The sequence below is a fragment of the Flavobacterium urumqiense genome (assembly GCF_900108015.1).
Taxonomy (GTDB): Bacteria; Bacteroidota; Bacteroidia; order Flavobacteriales; family Flavobacteriaceae; genus Flavobacterium; species Flavobacterium urumqiense.
Genome location: NZ_FNVP01000002.1, coordinates 215,592 through 233,910 on the forward strand (window position 1 = coordinate 215,592; position 18,319 = coordinate 233,910).

Annotated in this window: 17 protein-coding genes and 1 pseudogene; 9 read left to right on the forward strand and 9 right to left on the reverse strand. The window is 33.4% G+C overall.

Annotated elements, in window-relative coordinates:
* Nucleotides 1-282: 282 nt before the first annotated feature.
* Nucleotides 283-2,289: a kojibiose hydrolase gene (locus C4S35_RS04105; protein ID WP_103998960.1), complete on the reverse strand. Its 2,007-nt coding sequence runs from the start codon at nucleotides 2,287-2,289 to the stop codon at nucleotides 283-285.
* A 387-nt stretch (nucleotides 2,290-2,676) separates the two neighbouring features.
* On the opposite strand from C4S35_RS04105, the gene C4S35_RS15790 reads away from it, so the two are divergent.
* From C4S35_RS15790 to C4S35_RS04140, 9 genes and pseudogenes are all read left to right on the forward strand, one after another.
* Nucleotides 2,677-2,805 (forward strand): hypothetical protein, encoded by a 129-nt coding sequence (locus C4S35_RS15790; RefSeq protein WP_208618862.1) that lies wholly within the window; start codon nucleotides 2,677-2,679, stop codon nucleotides 2,803-2,805.
* Nucleotides 2,806-2,832: 27 nt separating this feature from the next.
* Nucleotides 2,833-3,048: pseudogene (locus C4S35_RS04115) on the forward strand (MFS transporter); the annotation flags it as partial.
* A complete protein-coding gene (locus C4S35_RS04120) occupies nucleotides 3,041-3,949 on the forward strand; it encodes a carbohydrate kinase family protein (protein WP_103998962.1) in 909 nt (302 codons plus the stop codon). The pseudogene C4S35_RS04115 and the gene C4S35_RS04120, both read left to right, overlap by 8 nt.
* Nucleotides 3,950-3,955: 6 nt before the next feature.
* Nucleotides 3,956-4,384 (forward strand): alpha-amylase family glycosyl hydrolase, encoded by a 429-nt coding sequence (locus C4S35_RS15930; protein WP_167386506.1) that lies wholly within the window; start codon nucleotides 3,956-3,958, stop codon nucleotides 4,382-4,384.
* The gene (locus C4S35_RS15935) at nucleotides 4,384-5,238 is read left to right on the forward strand and encodes an alpha-amylase family glycosyl hydrolase (RefSeq protein ID WP_167386507.1); all 855 of its coding nucleotides are present in this window, start codon (nucleotides 4,384-4,386) and stop codon (nucleotides 5,236-5,238) included. The genes C4S35_RS15930 and C4S35_RS15935 overlap by 1 nt, the downstream gene beginning before the upstream one ends.
* Complete coding sequence (locus C4S35_RS15940) at nucleotides 5,232-5,456, forward strand: alpha-glucosidase C-terminal domain-containing protein (protein ID WP_244175186.1); 225 nt, start codon at nucleotides 5,232-5,234, stop codon at nucleotides 5,454-5,456. Before C4S35_RS15935 ends, C4S35_RS15940 begins: the two co-directional genes overlap by 7 nt.
* 41 nt (nucleotides 5,457-5,497) lie before the next feature.
* Nucleotides 5,498-7,228: a glycoside hydrolase family 13 protein gene (locus C4S35_RS04130; protein ID WP_244175187.1), complete on the forward strand. Its 1,731-nt coding sequence runs from the start codon at nucleotides 5,498-5,500 to the stop codon at nucleotides 7,226-7,228.
* A gap of 243 nt (nucleotides 7,229-7,471) precedes the next feature.
* A complete protein-coding gene (locus C4S35_RS04135; RefSeq protein WP_103998963.1) occupies nucleotides 7,472-7,747 on the forward strand; it encodes a hypothetical protein in 276 nt (91 codons plus the stop codon).
* Nucleotides 7,748-8,092: 345 nt separating this feature from the next.
* Entirely contained in the window at nucleotides 8,093-9,118 is a 1,026-nt protein-coding gene (locus tag C4S35_RS04140; protein WP_103998964.1) for a LacI family DNA-binding transcriptional regulator, read from the forward strand.
* A 54-nt stretch (nucleotides 9,119-9,172) separates the two neighbouring features.
* Here the strand turns inward: C4S35_RS04140 and queG are convergent, their stop codons facing one another.
* The 8 genes from queG to nrfD form a co-directional block, all read right to left on the reverse strand.
* On the reverse strand, nucleotides 9,173-10,090 hold the full coding sequence (queG, locus tag C4S35_RS04145) for a tRNA epoxyqueuosine(34) reductase QueG (RefSeq protein WP_167386510.1): 918 nt from the start codon (nucleotides 10,088-10,090) through the stop codon (nucleotides 9,173-9,175).
* Nucleotides 10,091-10,245: 155 nt separating this feature from the next.
* Nucleotides 10,246-11,268 carry a Holliday junction branch migration DNA helicase RuvB gene (ruvB, locus tag C4S35_RS04150; RefSeq protein ID WP_103998966.1) on the reverse strand — a complete coding sequence of 341 codons (1,023 nt, stop codon included), beginning with the start codon at nucleotides 11,266-11,268 and terminating at the stop codon, nucleotides 10,246-10,248.
* Nucleotides 11,269-11,421: 153 nt separating this feature from the next.
* Nucleotides 11,422-13,218 (reverse strand): cytochrome c oxidase subunit I, encoded by a 1,797-nt coding sequence (locus tag C4S35_RS04155; protein ID WP_103998967.1) that lies wholly within the window; start codon nucleotides 13,216-13,218, stop codon nucleotides 11,422-11,424.
* Nucleotides 13,219-13,246: 28 nt separating this feature from the next.
* The gene (locus C4S35_RS04160; protein ID WP_103998968.1) at nucleotides 13,247-14,407 is read right to left on the reverse strand and encodes a cytochrome c oxidase subunit II; all 1,161 of its coding nucleotides are present in this window, start codon (nucleotides 14,405-14,407) and stop codon (nucleotides 13,247-13,249) included.
* Between the two features lie 20 nt (nucleotides 14,408-14,427).
* Nucleotides 14,428-15,780: a cation-translocating P-type ATPase gene (locus C4S35_RS04165; protein WP_103998969.1), complete on the reverse strand. Its 1,353-nt coding sequence runs from the start codon at nucleotides 15,778-15,780 to the stop codon at nucleotides 14,428-14,430.
* A gap of 27 nt (nucleotides 15,781-15,807) precedes the next feature.
* Nucleotides 15,808-16,356 carry a c-type cytochrome gene (locus tag C4S35_RS04170; protein ID WP_103998970.1) on the reverse strand — a complete coding sequence of 183 codons (549 nt, stop codon included), beginning with the start codon at nucleotides 16,354-16,356 and terminating at the stop codon, nucleotides 15,808-15,810.
* 8 nt (nucleotides 16,357-16,364) lie between these two features.
* Nucleotides 16,365-16,889 (reverse strand): DUF3341 domain-containing protein, encoded by a 525-nt coding sequence (locus tag C4S35_RS04175; protein WP_103998971.1) that lies wholly within the window; start codon nucleotides 16,887-16,889, stop codon nucleotides 16,365-16,367.
* A complete protein-coding gene (nrfD, locus tag C4S35_RS04180; protein WP_103998972.1) occupies nucleotides 16,882-18,285 on the reverse strand; it encodes an NrfD/PsrC family molybdoenzyme membrane anchor subunit in 1,404 nt (467 codons plus the stop codon). Before nrfD ends, C4S35_RS04175 begins: the two co-directional genes overlap by 8 nt.
* Nucleotides 18,286-18,319 lie beyond the last annotated feature (34 nt).

An 18,319-nucleotide genomic window follows, 5' to 3' on the forward strand; every position in this document is an offset into this window, starting at 1 on the left:
CATTTATTAAAAAAAATGAGTTTTGACAAAAAAAATTTGTAACTATTTAATTCAAATATCTATTCCCTAAACATATAATAATAAATGTTAAATTGTAATAATTACCTTATAATATAATTTTTCATCAAATAGTGGAGAACAAGGCTTGAATACCATTTCACGACAAAAAAGTTACACTTAAACAGATTTGGACTATTTTCAATAAAAAAGCCACCCATTCTAGCTTTAAATCATAACTATTTGATTAAAAACTAGAATGGATGGCTTAAAAATTATCTTTTGCTATTCTATTGTGATTGTTTTATTATCAACTCCGATACCAATAATTTTTAAAGATTTCCATTTTTTTGGCAATAGCCCTTTATTGTATTTTAATCCATGATCGGTTTGTTCAACGCCTCCAAAACCATAAATAATTGCTTGAAGCATAGCTCCAGCACCTGTTGCAAAATATGGATTATTACTATTCGCCGATTCTGAAAAAACACCAAATGGAGGACGACTATTTGGCAAGTACGATTTCACAAAATAGTTATATGCCTTTTCTTTATCGCCTAATCGCGCATAAAGAACAGATAAAACTCCTGAAGCCATTGCAGGGCCATCTTTTTTATCAATTTTTTCAACATAATATTCTAAATCCTTTTCGATTTGTGCTTTATCAGTAATAATATGTAAAGGATATGCCAATAAATTCACATCGGCTTGTTTTATAGTTTGTCCTTTATATCCTTTATAATTCTGTGTGATTCCATTTTCAGTATGAATTACTAATTTATCTGAAACAGCTTTCCATTTTGGATTAATCGGTTCATTTAGAATTGTTGCCGCTTTGATTGTGTTTTTCAAAGACTCAATCGCGGAAGCGTTTGTAAAAGCATTATCATCTACATGTTGTGCATACTCGTCTGCCCCTACAACATTCAATATAGAATAACTTCCGTCTTGATTTTTAACGGCACGGCTTACCCAAAAATCAGCAGTCTCTTTCAAAACAGCCCATTCTTTTTGCAACCACGCCTTGTCTTGAGTAAAAGCATAATAATTCCAAAACGCAATAGAAACATCCGCCGTAATATGTTGTTCGAAAATTCCTGTTAATGCCCATGTTGGAGTAGCTTCTTCACCAGTATCATCTGATTCCCACGGATACATTGCTCCTTTATAACCATATATGGTAGCTTTTTGTTTTGCCTTCTGCAAACGATCAGAACGATAATCCAAGCATGATTTTGCCATATCGGGCTGTAAAGCCAAAAGGGTTGGATACATCCAAAGTTCAGAATCCCAAAAAATATGTCCGTTATACCCTTGAGAAGATAATCCCATAGGTGCAATGCTCTGCCTTGTCTCTGGGCGAATAAATGAATATAAATTGTACAAGGCAAAACGAACCCTTTGTTGTGCATCTAAATCCCCTTGAATTTGAATATCGCCGGTATTCCATAATTCAGCCCAAGCTTGTTTATGTCGATTCAGCAAATTATCAATTCCTTGTTGTAAGGCATAAATAGGTTGTCTTTCTGATTCGTTTACAGGATCCGTGATATCCTTAGAAGTACAGATTCCACCTGCAATGGCAAACCTGTATTTTTGACCTTTTAAGAGTTTTTTTGAAAAACCAACTTCATTACCAGTTTGTTTTAATGTTTCGCTTTGTCCATCAAAAAGAAAAGTTGTAGCTGCTGAAACGGTGTATTTACCTGTCAATGTTTTTGCAATTGTTCCAAAAACTGGCATCAAGTATTGATTGTCTTTCAAAACTCTAAATTGACTTTTTGCCCCCTTCAATTCATCAGGAACTGTCATGTAATTGTTAGCATTTATTTCGATATCCTTGTTAGGAATAATTTCGACTATTGCCATAGCGGAATAAGGAACCGCTCGATTCGCTAAAATCGTATACTTAATGCTCGCAAAATCTTTGAATGAAAATGACGTCGTGCTTGTTCCTTCTTTCATGGAAACGACCTGACTCCAATTATCGATATTATCGGATTTTATTTCCTGATTATTTATAGACAAATGGAGATTAAGAAATTCAATGCCTCTCACAATTCTACTGATACCATTTTCAGGAGAACCATCATACACTCCGTTTAATATTATCTCTTTTGTCTTTAGAGGCGTATCATCTGTAACTATTCCTATTTGTCCATTCGCCATAGCAACACCATAATAATTTTCTCTGGAGTTTGCATACAAATGCCATTCGTCTGATTTTGTTTGACCAAAAACAATTGGACCAACAAAAAACAGAAACAAGACATTTTTTAAATTTGAAATCATAATTGTCATTTTTTAATAATTCACCCAAACTTATGTAATTTATTTATTAAAATATATTTTATCCCATTAACTACCAATAATTTAATACCGACAACGTTTTCGGAATATCGAAAACGTTGTCGATTTTTTGTAATTGGTTTATATCAAAAGGAATTATATTTTTATATTCTAATTTTAATAAAAAACACTTTGCAAATGACGTTTACAGGAAATCCATCATCAAAATGTATCTTTATTGTAAATTTATTATTATTACTTTCATGCAAACAAAATTCAGAAAATAACGACATTACAATAAATACCCGCAATAAAATAGAACGCAATATGTCAATCCTTTACGCGGAACCCTTTAGACCACAATTTCATTTTTCACCAAAAAAAAAATAGATGAATGATCCTAACGCTATGGTATATTACAAAGGCATATATCATTTGTTTTTCCAATATTATTGTAGCGACATAGTTTGGGGCCCGATGCACTGGGGTCATGCAGTTAATACTGATTTAATTCATTAGACTCCAAAAAAATAACGTCAGCGTGGGCAATCCTTTGGCACAGGAATTCATTGGATTTTCGCTGCTCTAATAACTTTATCAGGACCCGTAGTGATTGACCACTTTAAAGAAAATCCTTGGCCAATATTTGCCTTCTCTGCTTTTATGATGGTTTTGCAGCTGGTATTTGTTTTATTTATGATGCCAGAGACGAAAGGATTAACCTTGGAAGAATTAGAACATAAAATGTTTAAAAATGAATAATATAAAAAAAGAAATCAGTATTATCTGTTTTGGCGAAGTATTATTTGATGTTTTCCCAACACATAAAAAAATCGGCGGAGCTCCATTGAATGTAGCATTTCGCCTCTCCTCACTTGGTATAAACACTCAAATAATAAGTAGAATTGGAAATGATGAAATTGGTACAGAATTATTAGCTTTCATACAAATAAATGGAGTCAATCCGGCTTTTGTCCAAAGTGATTCTCATTTAGAAACTGGGCAAGTAATCGTGAGATTAGATAATAAGGGATCTGCTTCCTATACCATTAAACATCCAGTCGCTTGGGATAAAATACAATGCAACCCCGAAATAGAAAATGCTGTAAAAAAAGCGCATGCATTTGTCTTCGGCAGCCTTGTTTGCAGGGATTTAACCTCTTACAACACCTTGTTAATACTAATAAATTATGCCAGGTACAAAATATTTGACGTCAATTTACGCGCTCCTTTTTACACAAAAAAAATACTAATTAGATTAATGTTACAGTCCGATTTCATAAAATTTAATGATGATGAGTTATTCGAAATTTGTTCTTTCCTAAAATCACCCTATCATTCATTAGAGCAAAATATTCTTTTTATTGCTGAAAAAACCAACACGACCCATATTTGTGTTACTAAAGGCAATCACGGAGCCGTTTTATATTATAATGGAAAAATGTATTACAATAGCGGCTATAAAATTAATGTAATTGATACGGTAGGGTCTGGCGATTCCTTCCTAGCCGCATTACTAAGCAAACTATTAAAAGAAAATAATCCACAAGAAGCCATCGATTTTGCGTGCGCAATGGGTGCGTTAGTGGCAACTAATGAAGGTGCAAACCCGAAAATATCAGAAAAAAAGATTGAAAAATTTATAAATCCTTTTGACTTATAAATCGATATGAAACTAGAAATTAAAAAAATTATATCATTTGCGCTTGTACTGTTTTTAGGTTGTTTACCCTACAATACTTTTATAGCGCAGGAGATGAAAACACCTGCAGGAAAAAAATGGTGCAAAGCAGCCGTTGTTTACCAAATTTACCCGCGAAGTTTCAAAGACACAAACGGTGATGGTGCTGGAGATCTCAAAGGGATTATAGCAGAATTAGATTACATCAAAAGTTTAGGAATAGATGTAGTTTGGCTAAACCCTATTTATGGTTCTCCAAATGCTGAAAATGGGTATGACATCTCAAATTATCAATCTATTATGAAGGAATTTGGAACTATGGAAGATTTCGAATCCTTACTAAAAGGAATACATAAAAGAGGTTTGAAATTAGTCATGGATTTAGTGGTAAATCATAGTAGTGACGAGCATAAATAATGGATGTACTTGCTTTTATAGCCAAAGACATTACTTTCCCCGTAATTACCCAAGAAGAATTGGATAAAAACTATGAAGGAAAATGGGATATATATCTTGCTAGCGGACCACATTTGCATGATTATCTTCAGGAAATGAACAAAGAAGTTTTGAGTAAATATGATGTTATGTCTTTGGCTGAAGGTGCTGGAATGATAAAAGTAACTGCCTTAAATTTTGTTGATGCCAACAGAAAAGAAGTGAATATGGGTTATCATTTTGATGGTGTGAGTTTAGGATATGTTGCCGGATATTTCAAAAAAATAAATCCCAATTGGAGTATAATTGAATTTAAAAAAATCTATTCGGATTGGGATGCTGTATATGACAAAAAAGGCTGGGGAACTATCTATTTAGGAAACCACGACCAGCCAAGAATGACTTCAAGTTGGGGAAATGACTCGCCTCAATTTAGAGAATTATCATCGAAAATGCTTACTACCTTTTTACTTTCTATGAAAGGAACCCCTTATTATTATAATGGCGATGAAATAGGAATGGTGAATGCTAAATTTGACAAAATTGAAGATTATCGCGATATTGAAACATTGGCCGAATACCAAAGACTAAAAAATACCGTTGGTGTTCTGCAACAATTTATTAAAAATCAAAAAACGGATGGTGCAAGAGATAATGGAAGAACTCCTTTTCAATGGGACACAACTAAAAATGCTGGCTTTTCAACTGTAGCCCCATGGCTCAACGTCAATAACAACTATACAACTGTAAATGCTGCCGAGCAAGAAAAGGACCCAAATTCAGTGTTAAATTACTTTAGAAAAATGGTCAAATTACGCAAAAAAACGCTGTGTTAATTTATGGAAAATATACATTATTGGATAAAGACAATCCGAATGTGCACGCGTACAAAAGAGAATTAGACGGTAGAAAAATACTAATATTACTTAATTTTTCGAGCAAAAAAGCGACGGTAAATACGAAATACAACATTGGTAATGCAAAAGTATTAATCGGGAATTATACAAAACCATCAAAAGGGTTTGAATTAAAACCGTATGAAACTATTATCTAACAATTAAACTAAAATGGTAATTACTTTTTAAATTTTATTAAATGAAAAATAACATCTTCAAAATGGCACTAATTTTATTCGCAACCCATTGCGTTAGTTCACAAAAAGTGAAATCATCAGACGCACTCCAGCAAAAATGGTGGAAAGAGGCCGTCGTTTATCAAGTTTACCCGCGTAGCTTTAAAGACAGTGATGGCGATGGCGTTGGCGATATCAAAGGAATTATTTCTAAACTTGATTATATTAAAAGTTTAGGCATAGATGCAGTATGGCTTAATCCTATTTATTCTTCCCCAAATGATGATAATGGCTACGACATAAGCAACTATCGTGAAATCATGAAGGATTTCGGAACGATGCAAGATTTCGACCTTTTGTTACAAGAAATGCACAAATGTGGTATAAAACTCATAATGGATTTAGTAGTAAATCATAGTAGTGACGAACACGAATGGTTTAAACAATCCCGTAGTTCCAGAGATAATCCGTATAGAAATTATTATCATTGGTGGCCTGCCGAAAAAGGGAAACCTCCTTATAGATGGAGTTTTTTTGATGTCAATAGCGACGCTTGGAAATATGATGCACAAACTAATTCCTATTACCTACATTATTTTTCGCAAAAACAACCCGATTTGAATTGGGAAAACCCAAAAGTGAGGCACGAAGTCTATGACATTATGCGTTTTTGGCTGGACAAGGGAATTGATGGCTTTAGAATGGATGCTTTTCAGTTTGCTTCTAAAGATACCACTTGGCCAGAATTACCAAAAGGATATGAAAAAAACATTATAAAATACTATGGTGTAGGACCTCATTTACATGAATATTTGCAAGAAATGAACAAAGAAGTATTCAGTAAATATGATATTATGACAGTTGCGGAAGGCGCAGGAAGTTCTCCAGAAGATGCAATGTTATTTGTCGATCCGGATCGAAAAGAATTAAATATGGCTTACCATTTTGAAAGTGTTGATATTGGTAAACATTTAAAAGATTTTGGTCTTGTGAAATACAAAGCTATTTTTTCTCGATACGACCAAGAATTTAAGGATAAAGGATGGCTGGCTATTTTCCTTGCGAATCACGATCAACCAAGAATGGTCAGTAAGTTTGGTAACGACACCCCTAAATATAGAGCTATTTCATCTAAAATGCTTTCTACATTTATAATGACTATGCGAGGAACACCCTATTATTATTATGGGGATGAATTAGGGATGGACAACATTCGATTTAATTCAATTGAAGATTATAAAGATTTAGACACTCGCAACAGATACATTGGTTTAAAAAACAAGGGTGGGGATTTACAAGCTTTTTTAGAGCAACAAAAACAAACTTCCAGAGAAAATGGAAGAACACCTTTTCAATGGGACACAACTCAAAATGCGGGTTTTACTACTGGAACACCATGGTTGAAGGTAAATCCAAATTATCAAACTATAAATGCTGAGGCACAAGAAAAAGACCCTAATTCTACTTTAAACTATTTTAAAAAATTAGTAAAATTACGCAAGCAAGAACCTGCCTTTGTTTATGGGACATATACTTTATTAGACAAAGAGAACCCAAACGTTTATGCCTACACGAGAGAACTAAATGGTAAAAAATTACTTGTCTTATTGAATTTTTCGGATAAAGAAGCTACCTATAATACTGGATTTTTAACTCTAAAATCAAAAATTATTTTAGGAAATTATCAAGATCTTATTAACACGAAAACAAATATGTTGCGACCTTATGAAGCGAAAATAATAGAACTTAAATAACATTTAAATTATTTATTTAATTCGATAAAAATAATCTAACTCACAAGTAATAAAATAGTAAAGCTAAACTGTTTTTTGAAAATTGATTTACAATAATTAAATTGTAAGCATGTCTTCAAGAAACAGTTTATATTTTTTTAATTTAGGCATCCCTGAAATATACAACGCTTAAGCAAATTTTTATTGAACTTGGAATTTCTATAAAAACAGCTTTTTAGCTATTAGAAAATTATTCTGACATAAGTGAAGCTACTTAAAAAAGATATTAAAGATTTAGCAACGGTCTCCAACTATAGTGCTAATAGATTTGCCGCTGATTTTGTCTGTGATAACAATACTAATTTTAAATATGATTATGAAAATGAAGAAAAAGCACTTGCCGAGCATTCGGCGATTAATGCCAAAATGGAGCTATCAAATATTGGAATGAAGTGGGAATTATACTTCCACGACAGATTGCAATTTTTGGTTTTAGTAAGTGGTTCATCTCCTTCGCTTCATTCACTCGGCAGGATTTGAAATTGGAAGAAAATCAGCAATTTTATTTGACGACATTTATTGTAAAAAATAATCTACCAATAGTTTTTTTTTAATCACTCGAACTGGAAACAAGTATAAATAAAAGACAATCAAGTTAAAAACAACAGGTAGATTTTAAATTTGTTTAATTTAACAAAGTGCTGTTAAATTGTTTATTTTGATAAAAACATTAGAAATACGATAAAAATTAATATCTTGGTAAAGAATATTTTAAGCTATATTCGTTTTCATCAATATAAATTAATCACAATACGTTGAGAATTAAAAACGAAGTCCTTACCCAAAAAATATTTTTCTAAACTTAAATAAGCACATAATAGATTCATGAAAGATATTACCCTAAAAGAAATTGCAACTACATTGGGGATTTCAATTACTACCGTTTCAAAAGCTTTGAAAGACTATCCGGATGTTAGTGCAAAAACAAAAAAAGCTGTAATTGATCTTGCTCGAACGCTACATTACACACCAAATAGCTTTGCGGTAAATTTAAGAACTAAAGAATCAAAAACAATTGGTTTAATTATTCCTGAAGTAGTTCACCATTTTTTTTCAAATGTAGTTAATGCAATTATTGATGAAGCTGAAAAAAACGGTTACCTCGTTATCATTTTACAATCTAATGAATCGTTAGAATTAGAAAAAAAACAAGTTGAATTACTAATTAACAAAAGAGTTGATGGTATTATCATGTCCCTTTCAAACGAATCAAATAATGATGATCACATCAAGGAAATAATCAGTAGGAATATTCCTTTTGTTATGTTTGACAAGATCAACAAATTAACTGCATGTTCGAAAGTAATAATTGATGATCAAAAGGCAGCATTTAATGCTGTTCAGCATTTAATAGATACTGGTTGTAAAAAAATTGTTCATATTCGAGGCCCTTTAAATCCTCAAAACTCTATTGATCGCTACATTGGATACAAAAAAGCTTTAGAAAAAAACAACATTCTTTTCGATTCAAAATTAGTTTACACTTGTGAAAAAGTAACTTTTGAAGAAGGAATTGATTTTGCTAAACAGATAATGAAAGAACATACGGATGTCGATGGAATTTTTGCTATTACAGATTTAGTTGCTGTTGGTGTTTTGACTTATTTTAACGATAACGGCATTAAGATTCCTGAACAAGTAGCTTTGATAGGGTTCAGCAACTGGTTTATGTCACAAGTGGTTACCCCAAAATTAAGCAGTGTCGAGCAACCCAGTCACGAAATGGGTGTTCAATCATTCAATTTATTGCTGGAAGAAATGATTTGCCACAAAGAAGGGATTTCGTTTACACCAAGAACGGTTGAACTGAAGACTTCTAATATTATTAGAGAATCTACTGTTAAACCTTAATCTTTATTAATTTCTTTTAACCAACTGCAAATTCTTCCAAACTGTAAAAAGTCATTATTTCAGAAAATCAATATTCCTTTTCAATCCTTCAAATTTTGTTCTTTTTAAAGGCGAATCTTTAAAAACTACTCTAAAAGTTTCTTCTGTAATTTCTTTCCAATCTTTTCTGGTCATAGAAAGCAATGCTGGTTTTGGATTGAATAAAGGCTCGTTATTCGCTTTTGAAAATTTATTCCAAGGACAAACGTCCTGACAGACATCACACCCGAAAGCCCAATCATCGAATTTGCCTTTCATCTCCTGCGGAATGTTTCCTTTAAGTTCGATTGTAAAATAGGAGATACATTTACTACCGTCAACAATGTATGGAGCAACTATGGCTTCCGTTGGACAAGCATCGATACATGCGGTACAAGTTCCACAATGATCGGTTGTAGCGTGATCATATTCTAAATTTAAGTCAACTATCAGCTCCGAAATGAAGTAGAAAGAACCCACTTTTTGAGTTAATAAATTACTATTTTTACCTATCCATCCTAAACCACTTTTAGCAGCCCATGCTTTATCAAGTACTGGTGCAGAATCTACAAACGCCCGACCAGAAACATCTCCTATAGCTGACTGAATAGAAAAAAGCAATTCTTTCAACTTTTCCTTGATTACAAAATGATAATCTTGTCCATAGGCATATTTTGATATTTTATAAGAATCTGATTGAAATTGGTCCGGATAGTAATTTAATAAAAGTGAGATCACACTCTTACCATCATCAACAAGTAAAGTTGGGTTCAACCGTATGTCAAAATGATTTTCCATATACGACATTTCACCATTTCGATTCTTATTTAACCAATTTTCTAACCTTGGCGCTTCTTCTTCTAAAAATCCTGCTTTAGATATACCACATGACAAAAATCCGAGACGTTTTGCTTCGGATTTAATGAATTCTGAATATTTAGATTTGTGAATGATGACTAAAAAATTAAATTTGAAAACTATAACCTAGCCCTTATTACCGCACTTAGCTTCTATTTTTATAGGAGTTCAGTGAGAATAGTTTGAATCAATATTCTATCTCGTTTATTACCCAGATAGATTTAACAAATAGCAGTAATTATTTAAAAACCTTAAAATAAACCAGTTTGAATATTAGTCTTTATTCTCCCTAAATGCTTATACGCTTTATCAGTTACTTCCCTTCCTCTGGGTGTTCTCATAATGAAACCTTCTTGAATTAGGAAAGGTTCGTAGACTTCTTCGATAGTTTCGCTACTTTCTGATACGGCTGTTGCCAAAGTTGATAAGCCAACTGGACCACCTTTAAATTTATCGATGATTGTTGTCAGTATTTTATTGTCCATTTCATCTAATCCGTGAGCGTCAACATTGAGTGCCTTTAAGGCATAACGCGCAATTTCAATATCAATTGTTCCATTTCCTTTGATTTGAGCAAAATCACGCACTCTTCTTAACAATGCATTGGCGATACGCGGAGTTCCCCTGCTTCTGCCTGCAATTTCAATAGCCGCTTCCATAGAAATTGGCATTTTAAAAATACTGGCACTTCTTTCAACAATCGATGTCAACAATTCAGTCGTATAATATTGCAAACGTGAAGCGATTCCGAAACGAGCTCTCATGGGAGCTGTTAATAAACCGGATCGGGTTGTTGCGCCAATTAAGGTAAAAGGATTTAGATTAATTTGAACTGTTCTTGCATTAGGTCCAGATTCAATCATTATATCAATTTTGAAATCTTCCATTGCCGAATATAAATATTCTTCAACGATAGGGCTTAAACGATGAATTTCGTCAATAAACAACACATCTCTTTCTTCAAGATTTGTCAGTAAACCCGCTAAGTCACCTGGTTTGTCTAAAACAGGTCCAGAAGTAATTTTAATTCCTACATTTAATTCATTGGCAAGGATATTTGCCAACGTAGTTTTACCCAAACCCGGAGGACCATGAAAAAGTGTATGATCAAGCGCTTCATTCCTTTGGTTGGCAGCCTGTACAAAAACTTTTAAGTTCTCTAATATTTGGTCTTGACCGGCAAAATCATCAAAAGAAAGCGGTCTTAATCTTTTTTCAAGATCAAATTCTTCAGAATTATAACCATCAGTAGTTGGGTCTAAATTTTCATTCATTTAACAAAGATAGCAAAGCAATTTTGAATTCTAAATTCTAAATACAGTGAAAATTAAAAAAGATCACAGGAAATGGGGAAATACGACTAGCAGACAATTGAAAAAGATCACAAAAAAAGCCTCTACTTTCGCAGAGGCTTGATTATATATTTTCTAGTGATGTAAAACTTCTTCACCTTCTTTCATCGGAACGTTTTGAGGTACAAAATCCACATCATGTGCAGGATTACTGTAGTCATAAGGCCAACGATGTACTTCAGGAAGTGCACCCGGCCAGTTACCATGAATATGTTCTACTGGTGCAGTCCATTCAAGGGTATTAGATTTCCAAGGGTTCTGAACCGATTTTTTTCCATAGAAAATACTACTAAAGAAATTATATAAGAAAACTAGTTGGAAGATACCACCTATTAAAGCAAATGTTGTTATCAAAACGTTTACGTTTTGTAAATCATCAAATAATGGAAAATTCGTATTAGTATAATAACGTCTTGGCAATCCTGCTAAACCGATGAAGTGCATTGGAAAAAACACCCCATAAGCACAAATAGCAGAAACCCAAAAGTGAACATATCCTAAATTTTTATTAAGCATTCTTCCGTACAATCTCGGAAACCAGTGATACACACCTGCAAACATACCGTAAAGTGCAGAAATACCCATTACCAAGTGGAAGTGAGCAACAACAAAATAAGTATCATGAACATTGATGTCTAAAGTACTATCTCCAAGAATAATTCCAGTTAAACCACCAGTAATAAAAGTAGAAACCATACCAATTGAAAACAACATTGCGGGATTCAATTGCAAGTTACCTTTCCATAAAGTTGTAATCCAGTTAAAAGCTTTTACAGCAGAGGGGATCGCAATCAACAACGTGGTAAAAGTAAATACGGAACCTAAAAAGGGATTCATTCCTGAAACGAACATGTGATGACCCCAAACAATCGTAGATAAAAATGCAATCGCCAAAACGGACATAATCATCGCTCTGTAACCAAAAATTGGTTTACGAGCATTAGTAGCCATAACTTCAGATACAATTCCCATTGCAGGCAAAATTACAATATACACTTCAGGGTGACCTAAGAACCAAAATAGGTGTTCAAACAATACTGGTGAACCACCTTGATAATGCAGAACTTCCCCAGCAATATAAATATCAGACAAGAAGAAAGAAGTACCAAAACTTCTATCAAAAATTAATAACAAAGCAGCTGATAACAGAACAGGAAATGAAACAACTCCAATAATAGCAGTAACAAAGAAACACCAGATTGTCAATGGCAATCTTGTCATTGTCATTCCTTTAGTTCTCAGATTTATAACTGTAACAATATAATTTAATGATCCAATTAAAGATGATGCAATAAAAATCGCCATCGAAACTAACCAAAGTGTCATCCCCATACCTGAACCCGGAATAGCTTGAGGTAATGCACTTAAAGGTGGATAGATTGTCCATCCAGAAGACGCAGGCCCTGCTTCAACGAAGAGAGAGGACAACATAATTACCGCTGACAAAAAGAAAAGCCAATAGGATATCATGTTCATGAAACCGGACGCCATGTCTCTTGCCCCAATTTGAAGCGGAATTAATAAGTTACTAAAGGTTCCACTTAGACCAGCGGTCAACACAAAGAAAACCATTATGGTACCGTGAATGGTGACTAATGCTAAATAAATATCATTGGCCATAACTCCATCAGGAGCAAATTTATCACCTAATAATACATTGAATATTTTAAAAGACTCTTCAGGCCAAGCTAATTGCATTCTAAAAAGCATTGACATACCCACACCAATAACACCCATGATAATACCAGTGATTAGGTATTGCTTGGAAATCATTTTATGATCGATACTAAATATATATTTAGTAATAAAAGTCTCTTTATGATGGTGTTCGTGTTCTAGATCGTGTCCGTGATCGTGAGCTTCTGCTGACATATACGTTTACTTTAAATTTTCTTAATAATTATTTCATTGCCATTTTAACAACAGCTGCAGCGGTATCCTTACCTTTAGTAGAATCCGCGCCCTTTGCTCCATCAACAGGAGCAGCAGGAGTTTTAGCCGTTTTTACTTCTTGTACTACTGTAGGTTTATCTTGTAACCACTTTTTATAATCTTCTGGCGTATCAACGATCACTTTCATTTGCATATTATAATGAGAGGCACCACAAATTTTATTGCAAAGCAATAAATAATCAAAAGTGTACGGATCTAATGCTGTTTCTCCTTTTGCAACAAGTTCAATACTTTTCTTAGTTCTTAGATCATTAATATTCGCCACTTTTTCTACCATGTAAGGCAATTCTCTATACTCATCAGTAGTATAAATCGGTGTAAAAGCAAATTCGGTTACCATACCTGGTACACAGTTCATTTGCGCTCTGAAATAAGGCATATAAGCAGAATGCAAAACATCTTGCGAACGCATTTTGAAATGAATTTTTTTGCCTTTTGGTATATGCAACTCATTAATTACAATATCATCTTGTGCATAAGGATCCGATAAATCAACACCAAGTGTATTTACACCTTCTATTAATCTAACATTAGCCTTACCTAACACATTGTCAGGACCAGCGTATCTGGCAGTCCATTTAAATTGTTGTGCGTACAATTCAACAACAACTGTGTCTTCTTCCTCATCAATGAACATAATATTTGTCCAAGCATAAAGACCATAAAGAATCAAACCTGCAAGAACAACTGCTGGAATAACACTCCAAAGCGCTTCTAATCTATTGTTATCAGCAAAATACAATGCCTTTTGACCTTTTTTACCTCTATACTTAAAAGAAAAATAATGCAATAAAACCTGAGTTATAGCTTGGACTATAAATAAAAGAACCCATGAAATATTCATCAAACTATCAACTAAGGAACCATGTTCTGAAGCAGGTGTATGAAGCACTAATGGACCCCATTTAAACAAACCGTATATTGAGAATATATATAGGAATGCTAAGAAACCAAACATTAAATAACCCTGAACATTATTATCATCATCTGAGGCTACTTGAGAATTGTCCGAAATTGAACCTACTTGAGTAAGGTCAAATATTTTCGTCAATTGCCATAAAGCAACGGCTAATAAAACTAAAACTATAATTACCAACAAACTTGTCATCTGTTTACTTATTTTAAATATTAATAATGAAAATGTTTACTCTCTTCTATAAATGGATTTCTTTTTGGTAACAAAGGAGCTTTAGTTAATGCAGTGAATACAACATAAATAAATAATCCAAGGAAGAAAAGAACGGATGCAATTTCTGAGATACCAATGAACCATCTATCTCCTACTGTTCCAGGCATAATCATATTAAAGAAATCTATATAATGTCCTAATAAGATAACTGTACCAGCCATCACTAAAATCCATGTAATCCTTTTGAAATCCGTATTGATTAATATCAAAATTGGAAAAAGAAAATTCATCACCACTGCACCAAAAAATGGGAGATTGTATAATTGAATTCTAGTTACGAAATAAGTAATCTCTTCAGGAATATTTGCATACCAAATCAACATAAATTGTGAAAACCATAAATAAGTCCAGAAAACGCTGAAACCAAACATGAATTTAGCTAAATCATGAATATGACTTGTGTTTACATTTTCTAAATATCCTTTTGATTTTAAATATAAAGATATCAAAGCTATGGTTGTAATTCCACTTACAAAGAAACTAGCAAAAACATACCAGCCAAATAAAGTACTAGACCAATGTGGGTCAATTGACATAATCCAATCCCAAGACATAATAGATTCCGTTACGATGAAAAAAACAAGAAATGCCGCTGACATTTTGAAGTTCTTTTTGTAGTTGAGATCATCAGAAGCTTGGTCCTGAGCTAAGCAATTTTTTCTTGAAAAATAACGGTATAGATTCCAACCAATCAAAAAGATAGCTGCTCTTATTATCCAAAAAGGAAAATTCAAATATCCTGATTTGTTAGCAATGATTTTATCGTGTGCAACAACTTCCGGATCTAACCAGATAAATAAACTGTTGGAATGGAAAATATTTAAACCACAAACAACAAGTATTATAAAAAATATAACAGAACCTACAGGTAAATAAGCTGTTATCCCTTGCATAACTCTGAACAGAACAGGAGACCAACCCGCTTGTGCTACTTGTTGTATAGCATAAAAAGCTAAAACACCCATTGATAGCAGCATAAAGAAAATACAAGCAACATACAATGATGCCCAAGGTTTATTTTGCAACTGATGCAAAACATGCTCAGTGTGCTCTTTATGTTCAGCAGCTTCTTTTACTTCATTAGTTTTACCTATTTCGGCATGAACTTCTCCAGCAGGAACTGAAACTTCATGTTTCGCCTCACCATGACCACCATGAGTTTCAGAAGCAATAATTTTCTCAACTTCTTGAAGATCTTTTGGTGCAGTTAAAAAACCATATCCAATTCCTAATAGACCAACAGCCATTAAGACAAAAGAAAATGTTTTTAATTTACTTGAAAATGTATACATATCTATTACGATCAGTTTGTTCAACAATTATAATTTAGCTTTCAGATTAATAACATAAGACGCTACTAACCAACGTTCATGTGAATTCAATTGGTTCGCATATGACCCCATTGAATTTAAACCGTAAGTTTGAACATGAAAAACACTTCCCTCCGTTATCACTCTATCTTTATAACTTGGAACACCTAGATATTTACCTTGTGTTACCAATTTTCCTTTACCGTTACCTTCAGTACCATGGCAAATAGCACAATAAATATCGTATAACTCTTTAGATTTTTCAACATCTTTTTCAGATATAGAATCCAAAGGCGATTTCAAATTTAATTTGGCTAAATCATACCCTGCAGTAGAATTTTCATATTCATAAGGCTCAAAACCCCTATTTATTGTTCCTGTCGGAGGAAGTTGACCTTCCTTACCGTTCTTAAATGCACTAGATTCCTCGTAAGTTTCATAACTTACAGGCTCGTACATATTAGGCATGTATTGGTAATTAGGTTTCGAATTATTATGGCAAGACGAAACTAAAATAGTAATACAAATTAAAAATGTTATTTTATATAGACTTTTCATATCGACAATTAATTCTTTACAATTACTTTAACTTCTACTGCCCCTGTATTTTGAAAAAAGGAAATCAATTCATCCTCATTATCATTTACAGCAACTTCCATCAAAAAATGGTCATCTGTGGTTCTAACATCTGGATTTTCAGCAACTTTAAAAGGCCATAATTTACTTCGCATATAAAAAGTAATAACCATTAAGTGAGCAGCAAAAAAAACAGTTTCTTCAAACATAATTGGCACGAAAGCCGGCATGTTATCAATATAGCTAAAACTTGGCTTACCACCAATATCTTGTGGCCAATCTTGTATCATTATATAGTCCATCATCCAGGTCCCAAAAGCCAAACCTAACAAACCATAAATAAAAGCGCAAATGGCTAATCTTGTAGGAGCAAGTCCCATCGCTTTATCCAATCCGTGAACGGGAAATGGCGTAAAAACTTCTTCAATATGATGATGGGCTGCTTTAGTTTTTTTAACCGCATCCATCAAAATATCATCGTCATTATAAATGGCGTATATTACTTTATTACTCATGATGTAAATCTTTATTTGCTTCTCTTTCTCTTTTGTAATTATCTCCAGTTCCTTTTAATATTGTTTTAACCTCCGCTTGTGCTATCACAGGGAATGTTCTAGAATACAACAAAAACAATACAAAGAAGAAACCTATAGTTCCAATGAAAATTCCTATATCAACAAAGGTAGGAGAGAACATTGTCCATGAAGATGGTAAATAATCTCTATGTAATGAAGTAACGATAATTACAAATCTTTCGAACCACATTCCAATATTAACTACAATTGAAATAATAAAAGAAAACATAATACTTGTTCTTAATTTTTTGAACCACATAAATTGTGGAGAGAAAACATTACAAGTCATCATTGACCAATAAGCCCACCAATAAGGTCCCGTTGCTCTGTTTAAGAATGCATATTGCTCATATTCTACTCCTGAATACCAAGCTATAAAAAGTTCAGTAATATAGGCAACCCCTACAATAGAACCCGTAATCATGATTACAATGTTCATTAACTCTATATGTTGAATCGTAATGTAAGCCTCAAGATTAGACACTTTTCTCATAATTATAAGCAGCGTGTTCACCATTGCAAATCCTGAGAAAACAGCTCCAGCAACAAAGTAAGGAGGGAAAATTGTTGTATGCCATCCTGGTATCACTGAAGTTGCAAAGTCCATCGATACAATAGTGTGTACAGAAAGTACAAGTGGAGTCGCTAAACCTGCAAGGACCAAAGAAACTTCTTCGAAACGTTGCCAATCTTTTGCTCGACCAGACCATCCAAAACTTAATATAGAATAGACACGTTTATTAAAAGGAGTAATTGCTCTATCTCTCAACATAGCAAAATCGGGTAACAAACCAGTCCACCAGAAAACCAATGAAACAGAAAGATAAGTAGATATTGCAAAAACGTCCCAAAGTAAAGGAGAGTTAAAGTTCACCCATAAAGAACCGAATTGGTTCGGAATTGGTAATACCCAATATGCTAACCATGGACGACCCATGTGAATAATAGGAAATAAACCTGCTTGTATTACTGAGAAAATGGTCATTGCCTCCGCAGAACGGTTAATTGCCATTCTCCATCTTTGACGAAAAAGTAATAATACGGCTGAAATTAATGTTCCTGCGTGACCGATACCTACCCACCAAACAAAGTTAGTGATATCCCAAGCCCATCCTACAGTTTTATTTAATCCCCATGTTCCAATACCCGTAGATATAGTGTAAATAATACAACCCAATCCCCAAAGGAAGGCTATTAATGCAATTGAAAATACAATCCACCAATGTTTGTTTGCTTTACCTTCAACAGGCGCAGCTACATCTACAGTTACATCGTGATAAGATTTATCACCTATAACTAAGGGTTTTCTAATGGTTGCTTCGTAGTGAGACGACATAATCCTTTATATTGATTCTTAATTAATTATTTTT